Raw genomic sequence first — 20,515 nt, forward strand, 5'->3', positions numbered from 1 at the left:
TGGGATATGCTCCCGGACATGGCACGGCGAAGCTTCCTCGAGTGGCCGGTGGTTCGGCAGGTGACCACGGGCGACCTGTTCGGCCGCGGACCGTCGGTCACCTCGCCCAAGACTCAGGCGATCGCCCCGCGGACGTCCACCGCCGACCGGGTCGTGCAGAGCGTGTGCCCGTACTGCGCCGTGGGATGCGGCCAGCGGGTCTACGTCAAGGACGAGAAGGTCGTCCAGATCGAAGGCGATCCGGACTCGCCCATCTCCCGCGGCCGGCTCTGCCCCAAGGGTTCCGCGAGCGAGCAGCTCGTCAACTCGCCGGGCCGGCAGACCCGAGTGCTGTACCGCGCCCCCCGCTCCACCGAATGGCAGCATCTGGATCTGGAGAAGGCCATCGACATGGTGGCGGACCGGTTCATCGAGACGCGCCGCAGGACCTGGCAGCAGGAAGACCAGCACGGAAGGCTGCTCCGCCGCACGATGGGGATCGCGTCGCTGGGCGGCGCCACCCTCGACAACGAAGAGAACTACCTCATCAAGAAGCTCTTCACGGCTGCCGGGGCGGTGCAGACCGAGAACCAGGCGCGCATTTGACACTCCGCCACGGTTCCCAGTTTGGGAGCCTCGTTTGGGCGCGGTGGTGCGACGCAATCACTGCAGGACATGGCCAATGCCGACTGCATCGTCATCCAGGGCTCGAACATGGCCGAGTGCCACCCAGTGGGATACCAGTGGGTGGCGGAAGCGAAGGCCCGCGGGGCGAAGGTCATCCACGTCGACCCCAGGTTCACGCGCACCTCTGCGGTGTCTGACAGGCACATCCCGATCCGCGCAGGCTCGGATGTTGTCCTGCTGGGCGCGCTCATCAGCTACGTCATCACGAATGACCTGTGGTTCACCGAGTATGTGAAGGCGTACACCAACGCGGCAACGCTGGTGCACGACGACTACCGCGACGCCGAGGATCTCGGCGGCCTGTTCTCCGGCTTCGATCCGGAGAAGCGGGCGTACCACACGGCGTCATGGTCGTACGCGGAAGAGGGGGGCGGCAGCGTCGAGGAGCCCGGGTCCGGCTCGGAGCACGGTGTCCATGCTTCGGCCCGCGCCGCCGGCGACGCCTTCGGCAGCGGCGGGCCCGCTCTGGAGCATGCCCAGGTGCAGCGCGATGACACGCTGCAGGACCCGCGGACCGTCTTCCAGATCGTCAAGCGCCACTATTCCCGCTACACCCCCGAGATGGTCCGGGACATGTGCGGCATCGACATCGCCGACTTCGAGTATCTGGCCCGCACCATCACGGAGAACTCGGGGCGCGAGCGGACGACATGCTTCGCCTACGCCGTCGGCTGGACCCAGCACACGCTGGGGGCGCAGTTCATCCGCGCCGCCGCGATCCTGCAGCTCCTGCTCGGGAACGTCGGCCGCCCCGGCGGCGGAATCATGGCCCTCCGCGGCCACGCCAGCATCCAGGGCTCCACGGACATCCCGACGCTCTTCAACCTGCTCCCCGGGTACCTTCCCATGCCCAGCGCCGGGCGCCATGACACCCTCAGGGCCTATCTGGACGCCATCGCCTCGAAGCAGCAGAAGGGCTTCTGGGCTGACGCCGATGCCTACACCGTCAGCCTGCTGAAGGCCTGGTGGGGCGACAGCGCGACGGCGGAGAACGACTGGGCCTACGACTACCTTCCCCGGCTGACCGGCGCGCACGGCACCTACGAGACCGTGATGGGCATGCTCGACGACGAGGTGGAGGGCTACTTCCTCCTCGGACAGAATCCGGCCGTCGGGTCAGCCCACGGCCGCATGCAGCGTCTGGGGATGTCGCACCTGAAATGGCTGGTGGTGCGGGACCTGAATCTCATCGAGTCGGCCACGTGGTGGAAGGACGGCCCGGAAATCGAGTCCGGGGAGCTGCGCACCGAGGACATCGAGACCGAGGTGTTCTTCCTGCCTGCCGCCACTCATGTGGAGAAGGCGGGGTCGTTCACCCAGACCCAGCGGCTGCTGCAGTGGCGGCACCAAGCGGTCACACCCCCTGGAGACTGCCAGAGCGAACTGCAGTTCTTCTTCGAGCTGGGCCAGCGGATCCGCCAGAAGCTGGCCAAGTCCGACGACGAACGCGACCGCCCGCTGCTCGACCTCACCTGGGACTATCCCACGGACGAGCACGGCGATCCCGACCCCGAGTCGGTGCTCGCCGAGATCAACGGCCGTCATCTCGAGGGGCCGGACGCAGGCAGGCCCCTCTCGGCGTACACCGAGCTGCGTGCCGACGGTTCGACCTCGGGAGGCTGCTGGATCTACACGGGCGTGTACGCAGACGGCATCAATCACGCCGCCAACCGGAAGCCCGGCCCCGAGCAGGGGCCCGCGGCTCCGGAATGGGGATGGGCTTGGCCTGCCAACCGCAGGATCCTGTACAACCGGGCATCTGCCGATCCGGCCGGCAAGCCGTGGAGCGAGCGGAAGAAGTACATCTGGTGGGACGAGGAACAGCAACGATGGATCGGCGACGACGTCCCCGACTTCCCGCCTGACAGGGCCCCGGGAAGCAAGCCCGACCCCGCGCTCGGCGGTCCCGCCGCGCTCAGCGGAGATGATCCGTTCATCATGCAGTCCGACGGCAAGGGCTGGCTGTTCGCGCCCAAGGGCCTCGTGGACGGGCCCCTTCCCACCCACTACGAGGCCCAGGAATCACCGGTGGCCAATGCGCTGTACCCGCAGCAGCAGAGCCCAGCACGGCTCGTGTTCCCCCGAGCCGACAACCTCAGTGCGCCAAGCGCCGGCATCAGCGGCGCTGACGTCTATCCCTACGTCTTCACCACTTACCGCCTCACGGAGCACCACACTGCGGGAGGCATGAGCCGCTGGCTGCCGTACCTCTCGGAACTGCAGCCGGAGATGTTCTGCGAGGTTTCCCCCGAGCTGGCCGCCGAGCGAGGGCTCGAGCCCTACGGGTGGGCAACGATCATCTCGCCGCGCTCCGCCATCGAGGCGAAGGTGATCGTCACCGAACGGGTGAAGCCGCTGACCGTGGGCAACCATACGGTCCACCAGATCGGCCTGCCGTACCACTGGGGCGTCGGGGAGAACGCGGTCGTCAGCGGCGATGCGGCCAACGACCTCCTGGGCGTGACTCTGGACCCGAATGTCCAGATCCAGGAGTCGAAGGTCGCCTCCTGCGATATCCGGCCTGGCCGCCGGCCCCGAGGGGCGGACCTGCTGGCCCTCGTGGCGGAGTACCAGCAGCGGGCGGGCACGACGCCCGCGACCGGGAACAGCGCGGTCACCGATCCCGCTGCGGAAGGCTTCGCTCCCGGCGCCGGCCAGAGCGGCGACCCGGGCACCGACTCGAGGGTGGAGGACTAGATGGGCCAGCTGTCCGGACCGACCGACCCCACTGCCGACGCTCACTGGGAGAACGCCCAGCCTCGCAAGGGGTTCTTCACCGACACTTCTATCTGCATCGGCTGCAAGGCCTGTGAAGTTGCGTGCAAGGAGTGGAACCACAATCCCCAGGACGGGAATCTCGAGCTGCTCGAATCCTCGTACGACAACACCGGGGCACTGGGGGCGAGCACGTGGCGCCACGTCGCCTTCGTCGAGCAGGGCAAGGAACGGATTGTCGAAGCCCGCGAGTCCGGGCGTGCGCTCGTCAACCTGGGGATGCCCCGTGTCGGCCCTCCAGCGGCTGCCGTGGAGATGACGGCGAACCTCGCGGAGGCAGATACGACGCCGCCGGACACCGCCGACTTCCGGTGGCTGATGTCCTCTGACGTCTGCAAGCACTGCACCCACGCCGGATGCCTCGACGTCTGTCCCACCGGAGCGCTCTTCCGCACCGAGTTCGGCACCGTCGTCGTGCAGGACGACGTGTGCAACGGCTGCGGGACCTGCGTGGCAGGGTGCCCCTTCGGCGTGATCGAACGCCGCCGCGACGGGACTGTCGCGGTGGCCGCCGAGCGGGAGGACCGGCACGCCGAGCACCCCGCGGTCCCCAACGTCGGCATCGCCCAGAAGTGCACCCTGTGCTACGACCGCCTGGTGGCCGACGAGACGCCGGCCTGCGCCAAGGCCTGCCCGACGACGTCCATCAAGTTCGGCGACCATGACGACATGGTGGAAACGGCGAGGGAGCGGGTTGCCGCCCTGCACGCGCAGGGCCTGACGGAGGCGAGGCTCTACGGCGCGAACGAGCTCGACGGCGTCGGCGGGACCGGCTCGGTCTTCCTGCTGCTCGATGAGCCCGAGGTCTACGGGCTTCCGCCGGACCCGAAGGTTCCCACGGCTGATCTGCCCCGGATGTACCGGCGTGCGGGCTTCGCCGTGGCCGGAATGGTGGCCGCGGCCGCGTTGGCTTTCGTGAGAGGACGTGCGTGACCCACTCGGATTTTGACAGTTTCCGGCCTCCGGCGCCTCCCCGCCGCGGTCTCCGGGGCGGCGCCAAGCTTGGCGTACGCCGTCGCGACGGCGGCGATGGATCCCGGGAAATGCCGATGGTGCCGGAGCCCGAGTTCACGTCCTACTACGGCCGTCCGGTGGTCAAGCCTGCGCCGTGGGGCGACGACGTTGCCGCCTACCTGTTCCTTGGCGGCGTCGCGGGAGGGTCCGCGCTGCTCGGCCTGGGCGGCCAGCTGACCGGCCGTGAGACGCTGCGGCGGAACGCGCGGCTGAGTGCCCTCGCAGCGGTCAGCCTCGGTGCGGCTGCACTCGTGAAGGACCTCGGCAGGCCGGAACGCTTCCTGCATATGCTCCGCACCTTCAAGCTGACCTCGCCGATGAGTGTCGGCTCCTGGATCCTCAGCGCATTCAGCGCCGGCGCAGGCGTGGCGGCGGTCGCGGAGATCGACCGCATGAGCGGCAGGAGGCTGCCGCTGGGCCCGCTTCGGCCGGTACTGCAGGCTGTCGAGGGGCCCGCCGGATTCGAGGCGGCGCTGTTCGCCGGTCCGCTGGCGGCGTACACAGCGGTCCTGCTCGGCGACACCGCCACGCCGACCTGGAACGCAGCCCACGAGGAGCTGCCCTTCGTCTTCGTGAGTTCGGCGTCGCTCGCCTCTGCCGGGCTCGCCATGATCACGACTCCGGTCCACGAGGCAGGTCCGGCCCGGACGCTCGGCGCGCTCGGCGTCGTCGGCGATCTCGTGGCGACACGGGTCATGGAGCACCGGATGGATCCGGTGGAAGCCGAGCCCCTGCACGAGGGCAGGCCCGGTGCCATGCTGAAATGGAGCGAGCGGTTGGCGATCGCCGGTGGGGTGGGGACACTGCTGGCTGGCCGCAGCCGCGCGGTGGCCGCAGCCTCGGGGGTGGCATTGCTGGCCGCCTCCGCCCTCACCAGATTCGGCCTCTTCGAAGCAGGCCTTGCCTCGGCCAAGGACCCGCGCTACACGATCGAACCGCAGAAGAAACGGCTCGAGGCCCGCCGCGCGGCCGGCGTCACGGACGATTCGATCACCACCGCGCGCTGATACGCCAGCTCCGTCTAGCGGATCTCGATGCCCCCGCCCACCACGGTGTGGCCGATCACGGGATGCCCGGGCACTTCGCCGACTACGAGCAGGCCGCCCGAGGTCTGCGCGTCGGCAAGGAGGAGCAGATCGTCGTCGGTCACCCCGGAACCGAACCGCAGCTGCGGCCGCACCCAGTCGAGGTTGCGCCGGGTCCCGCCGGAGACGAAGCCTTCCCGCAGCGATTCCCGGGCCCCCTCGATCACGGGCACTGACGTCAGGTCGATCACCGCGCCCACTCCGGAGGCGCGGCACATCTTGTACAGGTGTCCCAGCAGGCCGAACCCGGTCACATCCGTCGCTGCACGGACCCCCGCCGCCACCGCTGCCTCGGACGCGTCGCGATTCAGTGCCGTCATCGTCGCCACCGCCTCGGGGAACACTTCGCCGGTCCGCTTGTGCCGGTTGTTGAGGAGTCCGACGCCGAGCGGCTTGGTGAGCGTGATCGGCAGGCCGGGCTGCGCCGCATCATTGCGCAGCAGCCGGTCGGGATGGGCGACGCCGGTCACCGCCATGCCGTACTTGGGCTCCGGGTCGTCGATCGAATGCCCGCCGATCACCGGACAGCCCGCCTCCGCGGCGATGCTCAGACCGCCGCGGAGCACCTCGGTCATCAGCTCCGTGGGGAGCACCTCGCGGGGCCATCCCACGAGGTTGACCGCCATGATGGGGGTGCCCCCCATCGCGTAGATGTCGGAGAGCGCGTTGGCGGCGGCGATCCGGCCCCAGTCATAGGCGCCGTCGACGACCGGGGTGAAGAAGTCCGCGGTGGAGAGCACGGCCAGGTCCTCGCGCACGAGCACCGCGGCGGCGTCGTCGCCGCTGTCGAGGCCCACCAGCACGTCGGCACCCGGCTGGCCCATGAGACCCCGTACCGCGTCTTCGAGCTCGCCGGGAGGGATCTTGCAGGCGCAGCCACCACCGTGGGCATAGCCGGTCAGCCGGGCCGCGCCGACCACGTCGTCGTCGAGCTGGGTCAGTGACGTCCGAGCCTCATTCACCCGCCCAGCCTACCCTCCAGCCACCTGCTACATTGGGCTCCGGTGGCGTCCGGGTCCTGGTGGGCCCCCCGGTCTTCAAAACCGGTGAGACCGAGCATCTCGGTCTGGCGGGTTCGATTCCCGTCCGCCACCGCCAACCATCGGCAGGTGATGCCGGCACTGAGGAGGGCATGTGGACGACGTCGACCCTCGCCGCCTCATCCCCCGCACGAACGACCTGCTGGCCCTGCCGGCTGTCCATCAGGCCCGAAGCCGACTGAACGAGCGCGTCATCCGGGACACCGTTCGGCAGGTCCAGGAGCAGGCCCGGCGCGGCGAGCTCGCGCCCAGCGATGTGGAGGCGGCCCTGGTCGGCGCTCTGACTGCGCGCAGCGCGACAACTCTCCGCCCGGTGCTGAACGCGACGGGCGTCGTCGTCCACACCAACCTCGGCCGCGCCCCTCTCTCCGCTCGTGCGGTTGAAGCCCTCGTGGCCGCCAGCGGCTACGTCGACGTGGAGCTCGACCTCGCAGACGGCACCCGCTCCCGCCGCGGCGCGAGCGCCCGGGCCGCGTTGCTCGCCGCCTGCCCGGCCGCGGAGGATGCGCTGATCGTCAACAACGGGGCCGCGGCCCTGGTCCTGGCCACCACAGCACTCGCCGCCGGCCGGGAGGTGGTGGTGAGCCGCGGGGAGCTCGTCGAGATCGGGGCAGGCTTCCGCCTGCCCGACCTGATCGAGTCGACCGGCGCAGTGCTCCGCGAGGTGGGCACGACCAACCGGACGCACCTGCGCGACTACGCCAGCGCCGTCGGCCCCGAGACGGGCTGCGTGCTCAAGGTCCACCCGAGCAACTTTCGGGTGGACGGCTTCACCTCCGCCGTCGGGTTGGGGGAGTTGAGTGCCCTGGCGGTGGGGCACGGCATACCGCTCGTGGCTGATCTGGGGAGCGGGCTGCTGGCGCCCGACCCGTACCTGCCGGACGAGCCCGATGCTGCGACCGCGCTGGGCGACGGTGCCGACGTCGTCATCGCCAGCGGCGACAAGCTGCTCGGCGGCCCCCAGGCGGGCCTGCTGCTGGGCCGCAGGGAGATCATCGAGCGGCTGGCCCGCCACCCTCTCGCGCGCGCCGTCCGGGCGGACAAGCTCGCCCTCGCCGCCCTCGAGGCGACGGTTGCGGGGGACCGGCCGCCGGTGGTCCGGTCGCTGCACGCCGACGTGGGCGAGCTGCGCCGCCGAACGGACACGCTCGCCCGCGCCCTGGGCGTACCTGTCGTGCCGCACGACGGTCGGGTCGGCGGCGGCGGTGCCCCCGGTGTTCCCCTGCCCGGATGGGCGCTTCAACTCCCCGAGGGGATCGCAGCCCTCCTGCGCACCGGCGAGCCGGCCGTGCTGCCGCGCGTCCACGACGGCTCGTGCTTGGTGGATCTGCGCTGCGTGCCCGAAGACGACGACCACCGGATCCTCGCCGCAGTGCGGCGGGCGCTGGCGGCCCTCGACGGCGCGGAAGCCGGCAGGGCGGGCTGAGCCGTGCATGTCGTGGCCACTGCCGGACACGTCGATTCCGGCAAGAGCACCCTGGTCCGCGCCCTCACGGGCATGGAGCCGGACCGCTGGGAGGAAGAACGGCGCCGCGGGCTGACCATCGACCTGGGCTATGCCTGGACCACTCTGGCATCGGGACGGGAGGTCGCCTTCGTCGACGTCCCCGGGCATGAGCGCTTCCTCGGCAACATGCTCGCCGGGATCGGCCCCGCTCCCGTCGTCTGCTTCGTCGTTGCCGCCGACGAGGGCTGGCAGGCGCAGTCGGGCGACCACCGCGACGCCGTCGCGGCACTGGGCATCGAGCACGGAGTCGTGGTCCTGAGCCGCGCCGACCGGGCGTCCGCGCGCGAGATCGGTGACGTCCTCGCACAGGCCCGCAGAGAGCTGGCCGGGACAGGCCTGCGGGACGCGCCCGCCGTCGCGGTGTCGGCCACCGAAGGCACGGGCCTGGCCGAGTTCCGCGACGCCCTGGACGGCGTCCTCGCCGGCGTGCCGTCTCCCGCGCCCACGGGCCGGGTCCGGCTGTGGGTGGACCGTTCGTTCACCATCACCGGCTCCGGAACGGTGGTGACCGGGACATTGGGCGCGGGAACCCTCGTCCAGGGCGACCAGCTCCAGCTGCTCGGCCATGGGGACCCCCGGCCGGCAGTGGTCCGCGGCCTGGAGAGCCGGGACGCCTCGTATGCCTCGGTCGGGCCAGTCAGCCGCGTGGCGGTGAACCTCCGCGACGTGGCCGCCGAGGAGGTCCGCCGCGGGGACGCACTCGTCACCCCCGATGCCTGGCCCTCCACTCGTGTCCTGGGCGTCCGCCGGACGACGGGCGCGCCCTACAGCGAGGTGCCGGAGCAGCTCATGGTCCACGTCGGCACCGCGTCCGTGCCGGCCCGGCTGCGCCCGTTCGGAGCCGACCACGCCAGGCTCGTCCTTGATCGGCCCCTGCCGCTCGTCCTCGGCGACCGCCTGGTGCTGCGTGACCCGGGGAGCCGCTCGGTCCTCGGCGGCGCACGCGTCCTCGATGCCGATCCGCCGGAACTGCGCCGGCGCGGGGACGGCGCCCGGTGGGCGGAGCGCCTCGCGCACATGGACCCGGCAGGTGACGTGCTGGGCGAAGTGGCAGCGCGGGGCGCGGTCCAGGAACAGCATCTCCGCCGGCTCGGGCTGCTCTCGCAGGACTCTGGGGCGGCGCCCGCCGGGATCCGCGTCCTTCGCGAGTGGTGGGTGCATGCCCCTGTCTTCGAAGCATGGCAGCAACGGCTGCGCACCGCGCTCGAGGCGCTCCAGGAGAGCGACCCCCTGACCCCGGGCCTGTCCATGGGTGCGGCCCGTGACCTGCTCATGCTGCCCGACGAGAGGCTCCTCTCGCACATCGTCCGGGAGGCCGGCCTCGAACAGGAGGGCGGCCGCGTTCGGCTGCCCGGCGGCCACGGCAGCCTCGGCGCCGCGGAGTCCGCGGTTGCCGACTTGGAACGACGGCTCACCGCAGACCCGTTCCGCGCCCCGGAGGCGGACGAGCTGGCCGCCCTCAAGCTGGGAGCCCGGGAGCTGGCCGCGGCCGAGCGGATGGGGCGCGTGCTGCGGCTGCGCGATGGCGTGGTTCTCCTCCCGACGGCGCCGGCCCTCGCGATGCGCGTCCTCGCCCGCCTCGAGCAGCCCTTCACCACGAGCCAGGCGCGCCAGGCGCTCGGCACCACGCGGCGGATTGCCGTTCCGCTGCTGGAGTGTCTCGACTCGCGCGGCTGGACCCGGCGTCTGGACGCGGGCCACCGCGCTGTGGTCCGCTAGCCCCGAGGCTTCGCAGGCCCTGGGCAGAGCCCCCGCACCGAGGGCGGCCGGCGGCGTCAGTCGTCCCCGAGGCCCCTGGCGGCGAGGGCGTCGCCGGTGCGCCGCGCGTAGGCCACCGCCGAGAGGACCACAGGAACAGTCCGGGCCCGCACGCTGCGCTCGAGCCCGCGCGCACGGGCAGCGTCGCCGACTTCGGCGAACGCGCCAGCGAGCACCGGGATGCTCCGCAGCATGATCGCGATCGCGAGGGCGAACCGCTCGGGGTCCGCTCCGAAGCGCTGGAGGGGCCGAGCGAGCGACGCGACGGCGTAGAGCAGCCGCTCGAGGGGCACCGTGGCGGTGAGGAGTCCCGCTGCCACGAAGCACAGCAGCAGATTGGCCACGATCCGCGTCGCCGTCTCCGGCCCCTGCTGCCAGGACTGGAACGCGAAGAGGACGACGGCGAGCGGCAGCACGAGCTTCCACGACGCCGCCAGGCGGCGGACTCCGAGCCCGGCGGAGACCCAGGCGGCGACCGCGAGCCCCAGGACCCCCACGGAGACACGCCAGTCCAGGAGCACGAAGCTCGCCGCACCTGCCGCGACGACACCGAGGAATTTGGCCCACAGCGGCGCCCGATGAAGCCACGAGTCGCCCGGGACGTATCCGGCGAGCAGGCCCCCGGCCGAGCGGGCGCGCATCAGCTGCCCTCCGCCGTCGTGCGCGGACCGGCGATCCCGGCAGGCACGGCGCAGAGCTCGCGGTAGAAGCCTACGGCGGCGGCGGGCTCGCCGTCGTAGGCGATCCGGCCGCCCTCGACGACGAGGACCCGGTCAGCGTCCAGGGCGAGTTCGAGGTCGTGGGTGGAGAGGAGCACCTGCTGGCTCAGTCCGGCCAGTGTGCGGCGCAGGAGTTCGCGGTTGCGCAGGTCGAGGAGGGTGGACGGCTCGTCGAGGACGAGGACCTCAGGGTCGACGGCGAGCACCGCGGCGAGCGCCATGAGCTGCCGTTCGCCGCCTGAGAGCTCGTACACGCTCTGGTCGGCGAGCCGCCCGAGCCCGAACCTGTCGAGGACGGCCTGGGCCGCCGCGGCCCGCTCCGCCCGGTTGCGGTGCCTCCGGCGCAGGGAGAGCTCGACGTCCTCGCGCCCGGTGGGCATGACGAGCTGGGAGAGCGGGTCCGTGAACACGAACCCCACGCGCTGGCGCACCGAGCGCCCGTCGCGGACGGTGTCCAGGCTGTCGATGCGCACACTCCCCGAGGTCGGCTCGACGAGCCCGTTGAGCAGCCGGAGGAGTGTGGACTTGCCGGACCCGTTGGCACCCACGACGGCGATGCGCGGCTCCGTGAGCGTGACGCCGACGCCGTCGAGCAGCACTTTCGAGGCGGCGTCGGAGGGCGCGCCCGTCGGCCCGTCGACGGGGACGGCGACGGAGACGCCGTCGATCTCGATGCAGGCCATGGTTCCTCCTGTGCTGCCGCCGGACGCGGCCCTCTGCCTCAGAAGGCTACGCACCGCGGCGACGCTCCATTTTGTGGGCGGCCCACGACGCCGCCGGGCTGGCTTTGGCGGGCGCCGACAACCGGGTGCCGCGCTGCCGCCGTTTCCGCTGCCGCCGTTTCCGCTGCCGCCGCGACGGGTAGGCGCATCCACGATGACAGAGAACCAGCCTCCGACCGATGACGAGCTCCGCCGGACCGCCGCAGAGCGCTTCGGATTCGACGAGTGGCGGGAGGGCCAGTTCGAGGCGGTCCAGACGGCCGCAAGCGGCCGAGACGTGCTCGCCGTGATGCCCACGGGGCACGGCAAGTCGGCGGTGTACCAGGTCCCCGCGGCGAAGCTGGACGCGGTGACCGTGGTCGTCAGCCCGCTCATCGCCCTCCAGCGCGACCAGGTGGACGCCCTCAACGAGACCCTGGGCGCCGGGCGCGCCGTCGCCCTCAACTCGACTCTGGGGGTGCGGGCCGAGCGCCGCACGTGGGGGGCGCTCGAGGACGGGGAGGCCAGAATCGTGTTCCTGGCCCCGGAGCAGCTTGCCCGCGAGGACACCCTCGCGCGGCTCGCAGGCCTCCGCCCGGCCCTGTTCGTCGTGGACGAGGCCCACTGCATCTCAGCGTGGGGCCACGACTTCCGTCCCGACTACCTCACCCTCGGGGGAGCGGTGGAACGGCTCGGCCATCCGACGACCGTGGCCCTCACCGCCACCGCGTCACCGCAGACGCGCGCGGAGATCGTCGCCAGGCTCGGCCTCGTGGACCCGCTCGTACTGGTGCAGAGCTTCGACCGGCCCAATCTCGCCCTCCGCGTCACCCGGCACGCGACCGATGCCGAGAAGCGCGCTGCAGTGCTCGACGAGGTCGTCGAGCTCGGTGGCCCCGGGCTGGTGTATGCCGCCACCCGCCGTGCCTCCGAGGACTACGCGGCTGCCCTGGCCGAGCGCGGGCTGCGCGCCGAGGCCTACCATTCCGGGCGACGTGCGGCAGACCGCGCGTCCGTCCACGCGCGCTTCCTCGGCAACGAGCTCGACGTCGTCGTGGCCACCACCGCCTTCGGCATGGGCATCGACAAGCCCGACGTGCGGTTCGTCGTCCACGCTGACATCCCCGACTCCCTCGACAGCTACTATCAGGAGATCGGCCGCGCCGGCCGCGACGGCGACCCTGCGCTCGCGGTCCTCCACTATCGGTCCGAGGACCTCGGCCTCCAGCGCTTCTTCGCGGGGGGATCGGTCGCAGAGGATCACCTCGCGGCGGTGTTCGACGCCGTGCGCCGGGCTGGTCCTGCGCGGCCGGCGGCCCTTCGGGACGAGACGGGACTGAGCGCCCGCGCCCAGTCCCGCGCGCTCGCCCTCCTCGAGGGAAGCGGGGCCATCCGTGGTGGCCGCCGCGGCTTCCAGGCGGTCGACGGCGTGGGGCGGGCCGACGCCGTCGAGCGCGCCGTGGCGGAGGAGGACGCGCGACGGCGCGTGGACGCCTCGCGCGTGGAGATGGCCCGCGGGTACGCGGAGACCGACCTGTGCCGCCGGCAGTGGCTCCTGAACTACTTCGGCGAGGAGGCCCCCGCCTGGTGCGGCAACTGCGACCGCTGCGGGGAGGCGGGCAGCCGCGAACAGGCCCAGGAGCGGGAGGAGGCGACGCCGTGCGGGTGGTCGATGCAGGACCCGGTCCGCCACCGGGACTGGGGCTCGGGGCTCGTCATGGGGGTGGAACCAGACCGGATCACTGTCCTCTTCGACTCCGTGGGCTATCGGGAGCTCGCACTGGCCGCGATCGAGGAGAACGAGGGCCTGTTGGTCCGGGGAGACGCAGCGGATTGAGGCCGGGTCAGGAGGCACCCGTCGGGGCCGATACCATGGGATGAGGCCCAAGTCCGGGCCGCATCCCCCGAAAGGCACCCGACTGACGTGATCACTGTCTCCAACCTCGAACTGCGCGCCGGCGCCCGCCTGCTCATGGACGAGGTGAACTTCCGGATCGACAAGGGAGACAAGATCGGCCTCGTGGGCCGCAACGGGGCGGGCAAGACCACGCTCACCCGTGTGCTCGCGGGGGAGGGGCTCCCGGCGGCGGGCACTGTCACGCGCTCCGGCGAGATCGGCTACCTTCCGCAGGACCCGCGGACGCCGGACATGGAGCAGCTCGCGCGGGACCGCATCCTGTCCGCGCGGGGGCTCGACGTCGTCGTGCGCAAGCTGCGCGAGGCCCAGGCGGACATGTCCAGCGAGGACGCCGAGGTCCAGCGCAAGGCGATGGGGCGCTACGACCGGCTCGAGGCCGAGTTCCTCGCGGGCGGCGGGTACGCCGCTGAGGCCGAGGCGGCGGCGATCTCGGCGAACCTCGCCCTCCCGGACCGCATCCTGAACCAGCCGCTGCGCACCCTCTCGGGCGGCCAGCGCCGCCGCGTCGAGCTGGCCCGCATCCTGTACTCGAGCGCCGACACGCTCCTCCTCGACGAGCCGACCAACCACCTCGACGCCGACTCGATCGCGTGGCTGCGGGACTTCCTGAAGTCGCACCAGGGCGGCCTCATCGTCATTTCCCACGACGTCGAGCTCCTCGAGGCGACCGTGAACAAGGTGTTCCACCTCGACGCGAACCGCGCCGTGATCGACATCTACAACATGGGCTGGAAGCGCTACCTCACCCAGCGCGAGACGGACGAGCGCGCACGACGGCGGGAACGCGCCAACGCGGAGAAGAAGGCACAGGTCCTGATGGACCAGGCGAACAAGATGCGCGCGAAGGCGACCAAGGCCGTCGCCGCGCAGAACATGGCCAAGCGCGCCGAGCGGCTCCTCGCGGGGGTCGCGGAGGAGCGCGTCTCGGACCGCGTGGCCGCGCTGCGCTTCCCGGAGCCCGCTCCCTGCGGCAAGACCCCCCTCACGGCCGAGGGCCTGTCCAAGTCCTACGGCTCGCTCGAGATCTTCACCGACGTGGACCTCGCCGTGGACCGCGGTTCCCGGGTCGTGATCCTCGGCCTGAACGGCGCGGGCAAGACGACGCTCCTGCGCATGCTCGCCGGCGTCGACAGGCCCGACACGGGAGAGGTCGTCCCGGGCCATGGGCTGAAGATCGGCTACTACGCCCAGGAGCACGAGACGCTCGACCACGACCGCACGGTCCTCGAGAACATGCGCAGCGCCGCCCCGGACCACCTCGGCGACGCGGACGTGCGCGGCATCCTCGGCTCGTTCCTGTTCCAGGGCGACGACGTCGACAAGCCGGCCGGCGTGCTCTCCGGCGGCGAGAAGACGCGCCTCGCGCTCGCCACCATCGTCGCCTCGAGCGCCAACGTCCTGCTCCTCGACGAGCCCACCAACAACCTCGACCCCGCGAGCCGCCGCGAGATCCTCGGGGCCCTCAAGACCTACAAGGGCGCCGTCGTCATGGTCAGCCACGACGAGGGCGCCGTCGAGGCGCTCAATCCCGAGCGCGTCGTGCTGCTGCCGGACGGCGTCGAGGACCTGTGGAGCGCCGACTACCTCGACCTCATCACGCTCGCCTAGGCCGGCGCCTGAGCGGAGGCAATCCGGCGGTTGAGCGGAGGCAATCCGGCGGTTGAGCGGAGGCAATCCGGCGGTTGAGCGGAGGCAATCCGGCGGTTGAGCGGAGTCGAAACCTACCGGACCGCGAGCTCCTCGGCTCCGGTGACGCGGGCGAGGTCCGCGTAGGCGATCGAGAGCATCGAGAGGTGGTCTCCGGCGCCGGCCCACAGCACCGGATGCTCCGCGAGGTGCACGTCCAGGAGCGTGCGCAGCGGCTCGGGGTGGCCTACGGGCGCAACGCCGCCCACCCGCTGGCCGGTGTGCTCGAGCACGAACCCGGGCTCCGCGCGGCGGACCTTCCCGCCGAGCGCCCGGGAGACGAGGCGCGTGTCCACGCGCGCCGCCCCCGAGGCGAGGATGAGCAGCGGCGCGCCGTCGTGCTCGAAGACCAGGCTGTTCGCGATCGCCCCCACCTCGCACCCCAGCACCGTGGCGGCCGCCGCGGCAGTGGGGACGGCGGCGTCGAACGTGCGGACCGTGTCCGGCAGGCCGGCAGCGCTGAGCGCGGCCCGGACACGGGCGACGGCGGCGGGGTCGGCGTGCGGCGTGCCCGTCACCGGAACCCCTGGGCGTCGAGGATCGCGTCTTCCTCTTCCTCGGCCGTGGGCCCGCGGCGTCGCTTCCGCGGCGGTGTGGGAGCGGCGTCGTGCGCGCCCTCGCCGGACCGCGCGGCGTCGGCGGCCCTGTCGATCGCGTCGTTGCGGGCCTGCTGGCGCGCCGCGTACCCGAAGCCGATGAACATGAGCACCGCGAAGGCGAGCCACTGGAGGGCATACGAGAGGTGCATGCCCTCGTCGGGCTGGGGCTTGGGCAGGGGGGCGGGGGTCTGGGCCGACGCCGGCGTCTCGCTCGCCAGCTGCCCATAGGCGCCCGTCAGGATCGGGTAGGGGAGCTGCTGCGCGTAGGCCGGCAGGTCGATGGAGGCGAGCTGGCCCTGCGGCGCGCCGCGGTCGAGCGTCGGCTCGCTCGGGCGCACGCGCACGACGACGGTCACGTCCCCGGCCGGGGGCGCGGGCACCACGTCGGGGCGCCCAGCCTCGCTGTTGCCGATCGGCAGCCAGCCGCGGTCCACGATGACGGCCTGTCCGGAGGCGAGGCGGAAGGGCACGACCACCTCGTAGCCCGGCTGCCCGGCGTTGGGACGGTTGCGGACCACGCGGGTCTGCTCGACGTCGTAGGAACCGCGCAGTTCCACCTGCATCCACTCGCGCTGGGGATCGAGCGCGGCGAACTGGCCAGCCGCCTGGGCGAACGGGACGGGCGTGGCGTCGTAGTTGCGCGTGACCAGGTCGATGTTGGCCTTGGCCTCGTCGAGGCGCGCCATCTGCCACCGGCTCAGCAGCACGCAGGCGATGGCGAAGAGGATGGCGAGGCCCAGGTAGGTGAGCCAGCGCCGGGAGATCAGGAAACGGTACATCAGCCGGCGGCCTCCGTCAGCGGAAGGGTTTCACGCCACAGGAGGCGCTGCCGGAGGTAGTCCTCGAGCCACGCGCGGTGCTCGTCGCAGGCGAGCCAAGTCTTGCGGCGTTCCGGGGTGTGGATCTTGGGGTTGTTCCAGAGCAGGCGCCAAGACGCATCGCTGCGGCAGCCCTTGCGGGAGCACACTGGGGTTTCCGGGGCCCCCGCTGGGTCCGGGATCATGTCCAGCAGGTTCACGCGGCCCCTCCAGCCGCAGACGACCGGCCACCGCCACCCTCGCCGTCGGCGTCACCCGGCGCCTGGTCGCCCGGCCCCTCGTCGACGGTTTCGCCGGGGATGGTCTCGGAACCCGGATCGGCAGGCCGCCAGGGGCCGGTGCCCAGTTCGGCAATCGGGACGGAATCGTACGGATCGCTCTCGTACGTCTCCGCCTGGGTCTGGGCGTTCGCGATCACGACCGCGACCCACGGGAGGAACACGGCACCCGCGACGGCGATCAGCTTGAACCAGCCGTCCAGGAAGAACAGCGCGATGATGCACACCATGCGGATGCCCATCGCCAGCGAGTAGCGGACCATGCGCTGGTGCATGTCGACGCTGTGCCCGGGCGCGGCGGTCGTGATGCTGTGCACCACGGCATCGTCGACGCCCTGCGGCTGGCCCTCGGCCCGGCCCGTGCGGCCCTCAGATTCTTTCGTCATCACACTCCCAAGCACCCTCTATTGTCCCACCGCCGCCGCGGGCGGTCCAAGCGGGGTGGCCAGCCGCTAGGATGCAGCGTGAACCGGCGCCGTCGAGCGGCGCCTCCCATCCACTTCTTCCCAAGGAGCACTGTGAGCCCGGAAGCAACCTCCCCGCGCAGCGTCCTCGTCACCGGCGGCAACCGCGGCATCGGCCTCGCGATCGCCAAGGCGTTCCTCGCCAACGGGGACAAGGTCGCCGTCACGTACCGGACGCCGACGGACCTTCCCGAGGGCATCCTCGGCGTCCAGGCCGACGTCACCGACGAGGCGTCGATCGACGCCGCGTTCAAGGCGGTCGAGGAGGCGAACGGCCCTGTCGAGGTGCTCGTGGCGAACGCCGGCATCACGAAGGACACCCTCCTGCTGCGGATGAGCGAGGACGACTTCACCTCCGTCCTGGACACCAACTTGACGGGCGCCTTCCGGGTGGTCAAGCGGGCCGCCAAGGGCATGATCCGCCTCCGCAAGGGGCGCGTGATCCTCATCTCGTCCGTCTCGGGCCTCTACGGCGCGCCGGGGCAGATCAACTACTCGGCGTCGAAGGCCGGCCTCGTGGGCCTCGCCCGCTCGTACTCGCGCGAACTCGGCTCCCGCGGCATCACCGCCAACGTCGTCGCGCCGGGCTTCATCAACACGGACATGACGGCCGAGCTGCCCGAGGAGACGCAGAAGGACTACCTCTCGCGCGTCCCCGCGGGACGCTTCGCCGAGGCCGAGGAGGTGGCGAACGTGGTCCGCTGGGTCGCGAGCGACGAGGCCGGGTACATCACGGGGGCCGTCATCCCGGTCGACGGCGGCCTCGGCATGGGACACTGACGGCCAGCCCGTTGGCGAATCAGACACAGACGAATTCAGACACAAAGGGAACGCGCATGGGACTTTTGGACAACAAGACGGCGATCGTGACGGGGTCGTCGCGGGGGATCGGGGCCGCCACGGCGAAGATCCTCGCGGGCGAAGGTGCCGCCGTCGTCGTGAACTACCGGCAGAAGGCGCCGCGCGCCAACAAGGTCGTGGCCGAGATCGAGGCTGCCGGGGGCCGTGCGACTGCCGTGGGCGGAGACCTCACAGACCAGTCCGACGTCGACGCGCTCGCCCAGGCTGCGGTGGACACCTTCGGCTCGCTCGACGTCCTGGTGCTCAACGCCTCGGGCGGCATGGAGTCGGGCCTTGGCGAGGACTACGCGCTCAAGCTGAACCGCGACGCCCAGGTTGCGATGCTCAAGGCCGCTGCTGAGCGCATGAAGCCGGGCTCGCGCGTGGTGTTCGTCACGAGCCACCAGGCGCACTTCATCGACTCGGTGGACACGATGGACGCCTACGAGCCGGTGGCCCGCTCCAAGCGCGCGGGGGAGACCGCACTGCGCGAACTGGTCCCGTGGCTGACGGAGAAGGGCATCACGTTCGTCGTCGTCTCGGGGGACATGATCGAGGGCACCATCACGGCGACCCTCCTCGAGCGCGCGGCGCCGGGCGCCATCGCCTCCCGCCGCGAGGCCGCCGGGAAGCTCTACTCCGTCGAGGAGTTCGCCGCCGAGGTCGCCAAGATGGTGACGGCCGACGTCCCGACCGGCCACACCGAGTACGTCGGCGGGGCCGAACACTTCCAGGCCTGACCAGGGACCCCGCAAGAACGCGGCAGGGACCCCGCAAGAACGCGGCAGGGACCCAGCAACCATGAGCTCGGTTGCGGGGTCCCTGCCCTCCCCTTGCGGGGTCTCTGCCATTCCCTTGCGGGGTCTCTGCCGTTCCGTTGCGGGGTCACACCCCCGCGAGATGCCGCACTACGTCGAGGTAGGGGATGTCGACCGCGGCGTCGGCCGCTGCCCGGACTTTCGGCTTGGCGTTGTACGCGACCCCGAGGCCGGCCGCGCCGAGCATGTCGAGGTCGTTGGCGCCGTCGCCCACCGCGATGCAGTGCTCGAGCGGGATGGCGTGCTCGGCGGCCCACGTGCGCAGCATCCGTTCCTTCACGGCGCGGTCCACGATCTCCCCGAGGACCCGGCCCGTGAGCTTCCCGTCCACGACCTCGAGGTCGTTGGCCCGGGCATGGTCGAGCCCCAGCGCCTCCGCGAGCGGATCGAGGATCTGGGTGAATCCCCCGGAGACCACGCACACCACATGCCCGGCGGCGTGGAAGGCCTTGATGAGCTCGTCCGCCCCGAGGGAGAGCACGACGGCGCCGCGCACCTTGTCGATGACCTCCGCCGGCAGCCCCGCGAGGGTCTCGACACGGGCCACGAGGCTCTGGGCGAAGTCCAGCTCGCCGCGCATGGCCGCCTCGGTGACGGCGGTGACCTCCTCGCGCTTGCCGGCGTAGTCGGCCAGGAGTTCGATGACCTCCTGCTGGATGAGCGTCGAGTCGACGTCCATGATGAGCAGCTTCCGCTCCGCGGAGAGCAGGCTGGCAGGGACCAGGCCGGCGCCGGCGCGCAGGCCTGCCAGCGCCTCGCGCGCCTCGGTGAGCCGGGCGTCATCGAGCTCCACCGAGGCCGTCATGACCTCGTAGCGGCCGTCGCCGGAGGCCTCGAAGGGCCCGACGGCGGCGCCGACCCCTTCGAGGGCCCGGGTCGCCGCGTCGGCGTCCTCGGGGGAGAGCGAGAGGGCATGCAGCACGGCGGCGAAGGAGGAAGGCATAGTTCAGGATTCTAGCCAGCGGGGCGATGGTTCGCGGCGGGCGAACTTTCTGCACTAGGGTCAGAAGACATGAGCAATGTACTCCAGCTGTCCGGGGTCAGCGTCGTCCGGGGGCGGAAGACGCTGCTGGGCGGCATCGACTGGCAGGTGCGCGAAGGGGAGCGCTGGGTTGTCCTGGGACCGAATGGGGCGGGGAAGACCACGCTCTTCCAGCTGGCCGCGGCTCGCATGCATCCCACGCGCGGAACCGTCGGCATCCTGGACGAGACCCTCGGCAAGGTCGACGTCTTCGAGCTCCGGCCCCGCATCGGCCTGGCCTCCGCAGCCCTGGCCAACCAGATCCCCGAGGACGAGAAGGTCCTCAACGTCGTCGTGACCGCTGCCTACGGCGTGACCGGCCGCTGGAACGAGGAGTACGAGAAGGACGACGAGCGCCGCGCCTTCCGCCTCCTGAACGAGTGGGGCATGGGCCCGCTCCTGGGCCGGGTGTTCGCGTCGCTGTCCGAGGGCGAGCGCAAGCGCGTGCAGATCGCCCGGGCGCTCATGACCGACCCCGAGCTCCTCCTCCTCGACGAGCCCGGCGCCGGCCTCGACCTCGCCGGCCGCGAGGAGCTCGTGCAGCGCCTCTCGGAGCTCGCGTCCGACGACGACGCTCCCGCCCTCGTGCTCGTCACGCACCACCTCGAGGAGGTGCCGCCGGGCTTCACGCACGCGCTCCTGCTGCGCGACGGCGGCGTGGTCGCCTCCGGCCCGATCACCTCGACCCTGACCGAGGCGAACCTGAGCGAGACCTTCGGCCTGCCCCTGAACGTCGTGTCACGGGACGGCCGCTACACGGCCACCGCGAAGGACGGCGCGATCTCGGCCGCCGCCTCGGCGTCCTGAC

At 71.6% G+C, this 20,515-nt stretch carries 18 protein-coding genes and 1 tRNA gene; 11 read left to right on the plus strand and 8 right to left on the minus strand.

Annotated elements, in window-relative coordinates; genetic code table 11:
• Nucleotides 1-18: 18 nt before the first annotated feature.
• The 3 genes from fdh to nrfD are packed head-to-tail and all read left to right on the plus strand — an operon-like array spanning nt 19 to nt 5,462.
• The gene (gene fdh, locus ACQ5BE_RS01305; protein ID WP_430295151.1) at nt 19-3,363 is read left to right on the plus strand and encodes a formate dehydrogenase; all 3,345 of its coding nucleotides are present in this window, start codon (nt 19-21) and stop codon (nt 3,361-3,363) included.
• Nucleotides 3,364-4,374 carry a 4Fe-4S dicluster domain-containing protein gene (locus ACQ5BE_RS01310; protein ID WP_430295152.1) on the plus strand — a complete coding sequence of 337 codons (1,011 nt, stop codon included), beginning with the start codon at nt 3,364-3,366 and terminating at the stop codon, nt 4,372-4,374.
• Complete coding sequence (nrfD, locus tag ACQ5BE_RS01315) at nt 4,371-5,462, plus strand: NrfD/PsrC family molybdoenzyme membrane anchor subunit (protein WP_430295153.1); 1,092 nt, start codon at nt 4,371-4,373, stop codon at nt 5,460-5,462. The genes ACQ5BE_RS01310 and nrfD overlap by 4 nt, the downstream gene beginning before the upstream one ends.
• A 14-nt stretch (nt 5,463-5,476) precedes the next feature.
• Here nrfD and selD read toward each other — a convergent pair whose 3' ends face one another.
• Nucleotides 5,477-6,460, minus strand: a complete 984-nt coding sequence (selD, locus tag ACQ5BE_RS01320; protein WP_430295752.1) for a selenide, water dikinase SelD — start codon at nt 6,458-6,460, stop codon at nt 5,477-5,479.
• A gap of 83 nt (nt 6,461-6,543) precedes the next feature.
• Here selD and ACQ5BE_RS01325 point away from each other — a divergent pair.
• From ACQ5BE_RS01325 to selB, 3 genes are all read left to right on the plus strand, one after another.
• A tRNA-Sec gene (locus ACQ5BE_RS01325) sits at nt 6,544-6,638 on the plus strand.
• A gap of 36 nt (nt 6,639-6,674) precedes the next feature.
• Nucleotides 6,675-8,006 (plus strand): L-seryl-tRNA(Sec) selenium transferase, encoded by a 1,332-nt coding sequence (gene selA, locus ACQ5BE_RS01330; protein WP_430295154.1) that lies wholly within the window; start codon nt 6,675-6,677, stop codon nt 8,004-8,006.
• Between the two features lie 3 nt (nt 8,007-8,009).
• Nucleotides 8,010-9,806, plus strand: a complete 1,797-nt coding sequence (gene selB / locus ACQ5BE_RS01335; RefSeq protein ID WP_430295155.1) for a selenocysteine-specific translation elongation factor — start codon at nt 8,010-8,012, stop codon at nt 9,804-9,806.
• Nucleotides 9,807-9,862: 56 nt separating this feature from the next.
• Here the strand turns inward: selB and ACQ5BE_RS01340 are convergent, their stop codons facing one another.
• Both ACQ5BE_RS01340 and ACQ5BE_RS01345 read right to left on the minus strand, forming a co-directional pair.
• A complete protein-coding gene (locus ACQ5BE_RS01340) occupies nt 9,863-10,486 on the minus strand; it encodes an energy-coupling factor transporter transmembrane component T family protein (RefSeq protein ID WP_430295156.1) in 624 nt (207 codons plus the stop codon).
• Nucleotides 10,486-11,247, minus strand: a complete 762-nt coding sequence (locus ACQ5BE_RS01345) for an energy-coupling factor ABC transporter ATP-binding protein (RefSeq protein ID WP_430295157.1) — start codon at nt 11,245-11,247, stop codon at nt 10,486-10,488. Before ACQ5BE_RS01345 ends, ACQ5BE_RS01340 begins: the two co-directional genes overlap by 1 nt.
• 193 nt (nt 11,248-11,440) lie before the next feature.
• Between ACQ5BE_RS01345 and ACQ5BE_RS01350 the strand changes: the two genes are divergently transcribed.
• Both ACQ5BE_RS01350 and ACQ5BE_RS01355 read left to right on the plus strand, forming a co-directional pair.
• Nucleotides 11,441-13,102 (plus strand): RecQ family ATP-dependent DNA helicase, encoded by a 1,662-nt coding sequence (locus ACQ5BE_RS01350; RefSeq protein ID WP_430295158.1) that lies wholly within the window; start codon nt 11,441-11,443, stop codon nt 13,100-13,102.
• A gap of 87 nt (nt 13,103-13,189) precedes the next feature.
• Nucleotides 13,190-14,791: an ABC-F family ATP-binding cassette domain-containing protein gene (locus tag ACQ5BE_RS01355; RefSeq protein WP_430295159.1), complete on the plus strand. Its 1,602-nt coding sequence runs from the start codon at nt 13,190-13,192 to the stop codon at nt 14,789-14,791.
• A 113-nt stretch (nt 14,792-14,904) separates the two neighbouring features.
• Here the strand turns inward: ACQ5BE_RS01355 and ACQ5BE_RS01360 are convergent, their stop codons facing one another.
• Genes ACQ5BE_RS01360 through ACQ5BE_RS01375 form a run of 4 tightly spaced genes read right to left on the minus strand, consistent with a single transcriptional unit; the run spans nt 14,905 to nt 16,950 of the window.
• Nucleotides 14,905-15,387, minus strand: coding sequence for a YbaK/EbsC family protein (locus tag ACQ5BE_RS01360; protein ID WP_430295160.1), 483 nt, complete (start codon nt 15,385-15,387; stop codon nt 14,905-14,907).
• Nucleotides 15,384-16,247, minus strand: a complete 864-nt coding sequence (locus ACQ5BE_RS01365) for an SURF1 family cytochrome oxidase biogenesis protein (protein ID WP_430295161.1) — start codon at nt 16,245-16,247, stop codon at nt 15,384-15,386. The genes ACQ5BE_RS01360 and ACQ5BE_RS01365 overlap by 4 nt, the downstream gene beginning before the upstream one ends.
• A complete protein-coding gene (locus ACQ5BE_RS01370; RefSeq protein ID WP_430295754.1) occupies nt 16,247-16,471 on the minus strand; it encodes an acetone carboxylase in 225 nt (74 codons plus the stop codon). Before ACQ5BE_RS01370 ends, ACQ5BE_RS01365 begins: the two co-directional genes overlap by 1 nt.
• An 11-nt stretch (nt 16,472-16,482) precedes the next feature.
• Nucleotides 16,483-16,950 (minus strand): DUF3099 domain-containing protein, encoded by a 468-nt coding sequence (locus tag ACQ5BE_RS01375; RefSeq protein WP_430295162.1) that lies wholly within the window; start codon nt 16,948-16,950, stop codon nt 16,483-16,485.
• A gap of 132 nt (nt 16,951-17,082) precedes the next feature.
• Between ACQ5BE_RS01375 and ACQ5BE_RS01380 the strand changes: the two genes are divergently transcribed.
• Both ACQ5BE_RS01380 and ACQ5BE_RS01385 read left to right on the plus strand, forming a co-directional pair.
• Nucleotides 17,083-17,808: a beta-ketoacyl-ACP reductase gene (locus tag ACQ5BE_RS01380; RefSeq protein WP_430295163.1), complete on the plus strand. Its 726-nt coding sequence runs from the start codon at nt 17,083-17,085 to the stop codon at nt 17,806-17,808.
• A gap of 56 nt (nt 17,809-17,864) precedes the next feature.
• Nucleotides 17,865-18,608 carry an SDR family oxidoreductase gene (locus ACQ5BE_RS01385; protein WP_430295164.1) on the plus strand — a complete coding sequence of 248 codons (744 nt, stop codon included), beginning with the start codon at nt 17,865-17,867 and terminating at the stop codon, nt 18,606-18,608.
• Nucleotides 18,609-18,753: 145 nt separating this feature from the next.
• Here ACQ5BE_RS01385 and serB read toward each other — a convergent pair whose 3' ends face one another.
• Nucleotides 18,754-19,629 carry a phosphoserine phosphatase SerB gene (gene serB / locus ACQ5BE_RS01390; RefSeq protein ID WP_430295165.1) on the minus strand — a complete coding sequence of 292 codons (876 nt, stop codon included), beginning with the start codon at nt 19,627-19,629 and terminating at the stop codon, nt 18,754-18,756.
• 69 nt (nt 19,630-19,698) lie between these two features.
• Here serB and ACQ5BE_RS01395 point away from each other — a divergent pair, with 69 nt between their 5' ends.
• The gene (locus ACQ5BE_RS01395) at nt 19,699-20,514 is read left to right on the plus strand and encodes an ABC transporter ATP-binding protein (protein ID WP_430295166.1); all 816 of its coding nucleotides are present in this window, start codon (nt 19,699-19,701) and stop codon (nt 20,512-20,514) included.
• Nucleotide 20,515 lies beyond the last annotated feature (1 nt).

It is taken from the genome of Sinomonas sp. B1-1, from assembly GCF_050474465.1.
Classification (GTDB): domain Bacteria; phylum Actinomycetota; class Actinomycetes; order Actinomycetales; family Micrococcaceae; genus Sinomonas; species Sinomonas flava.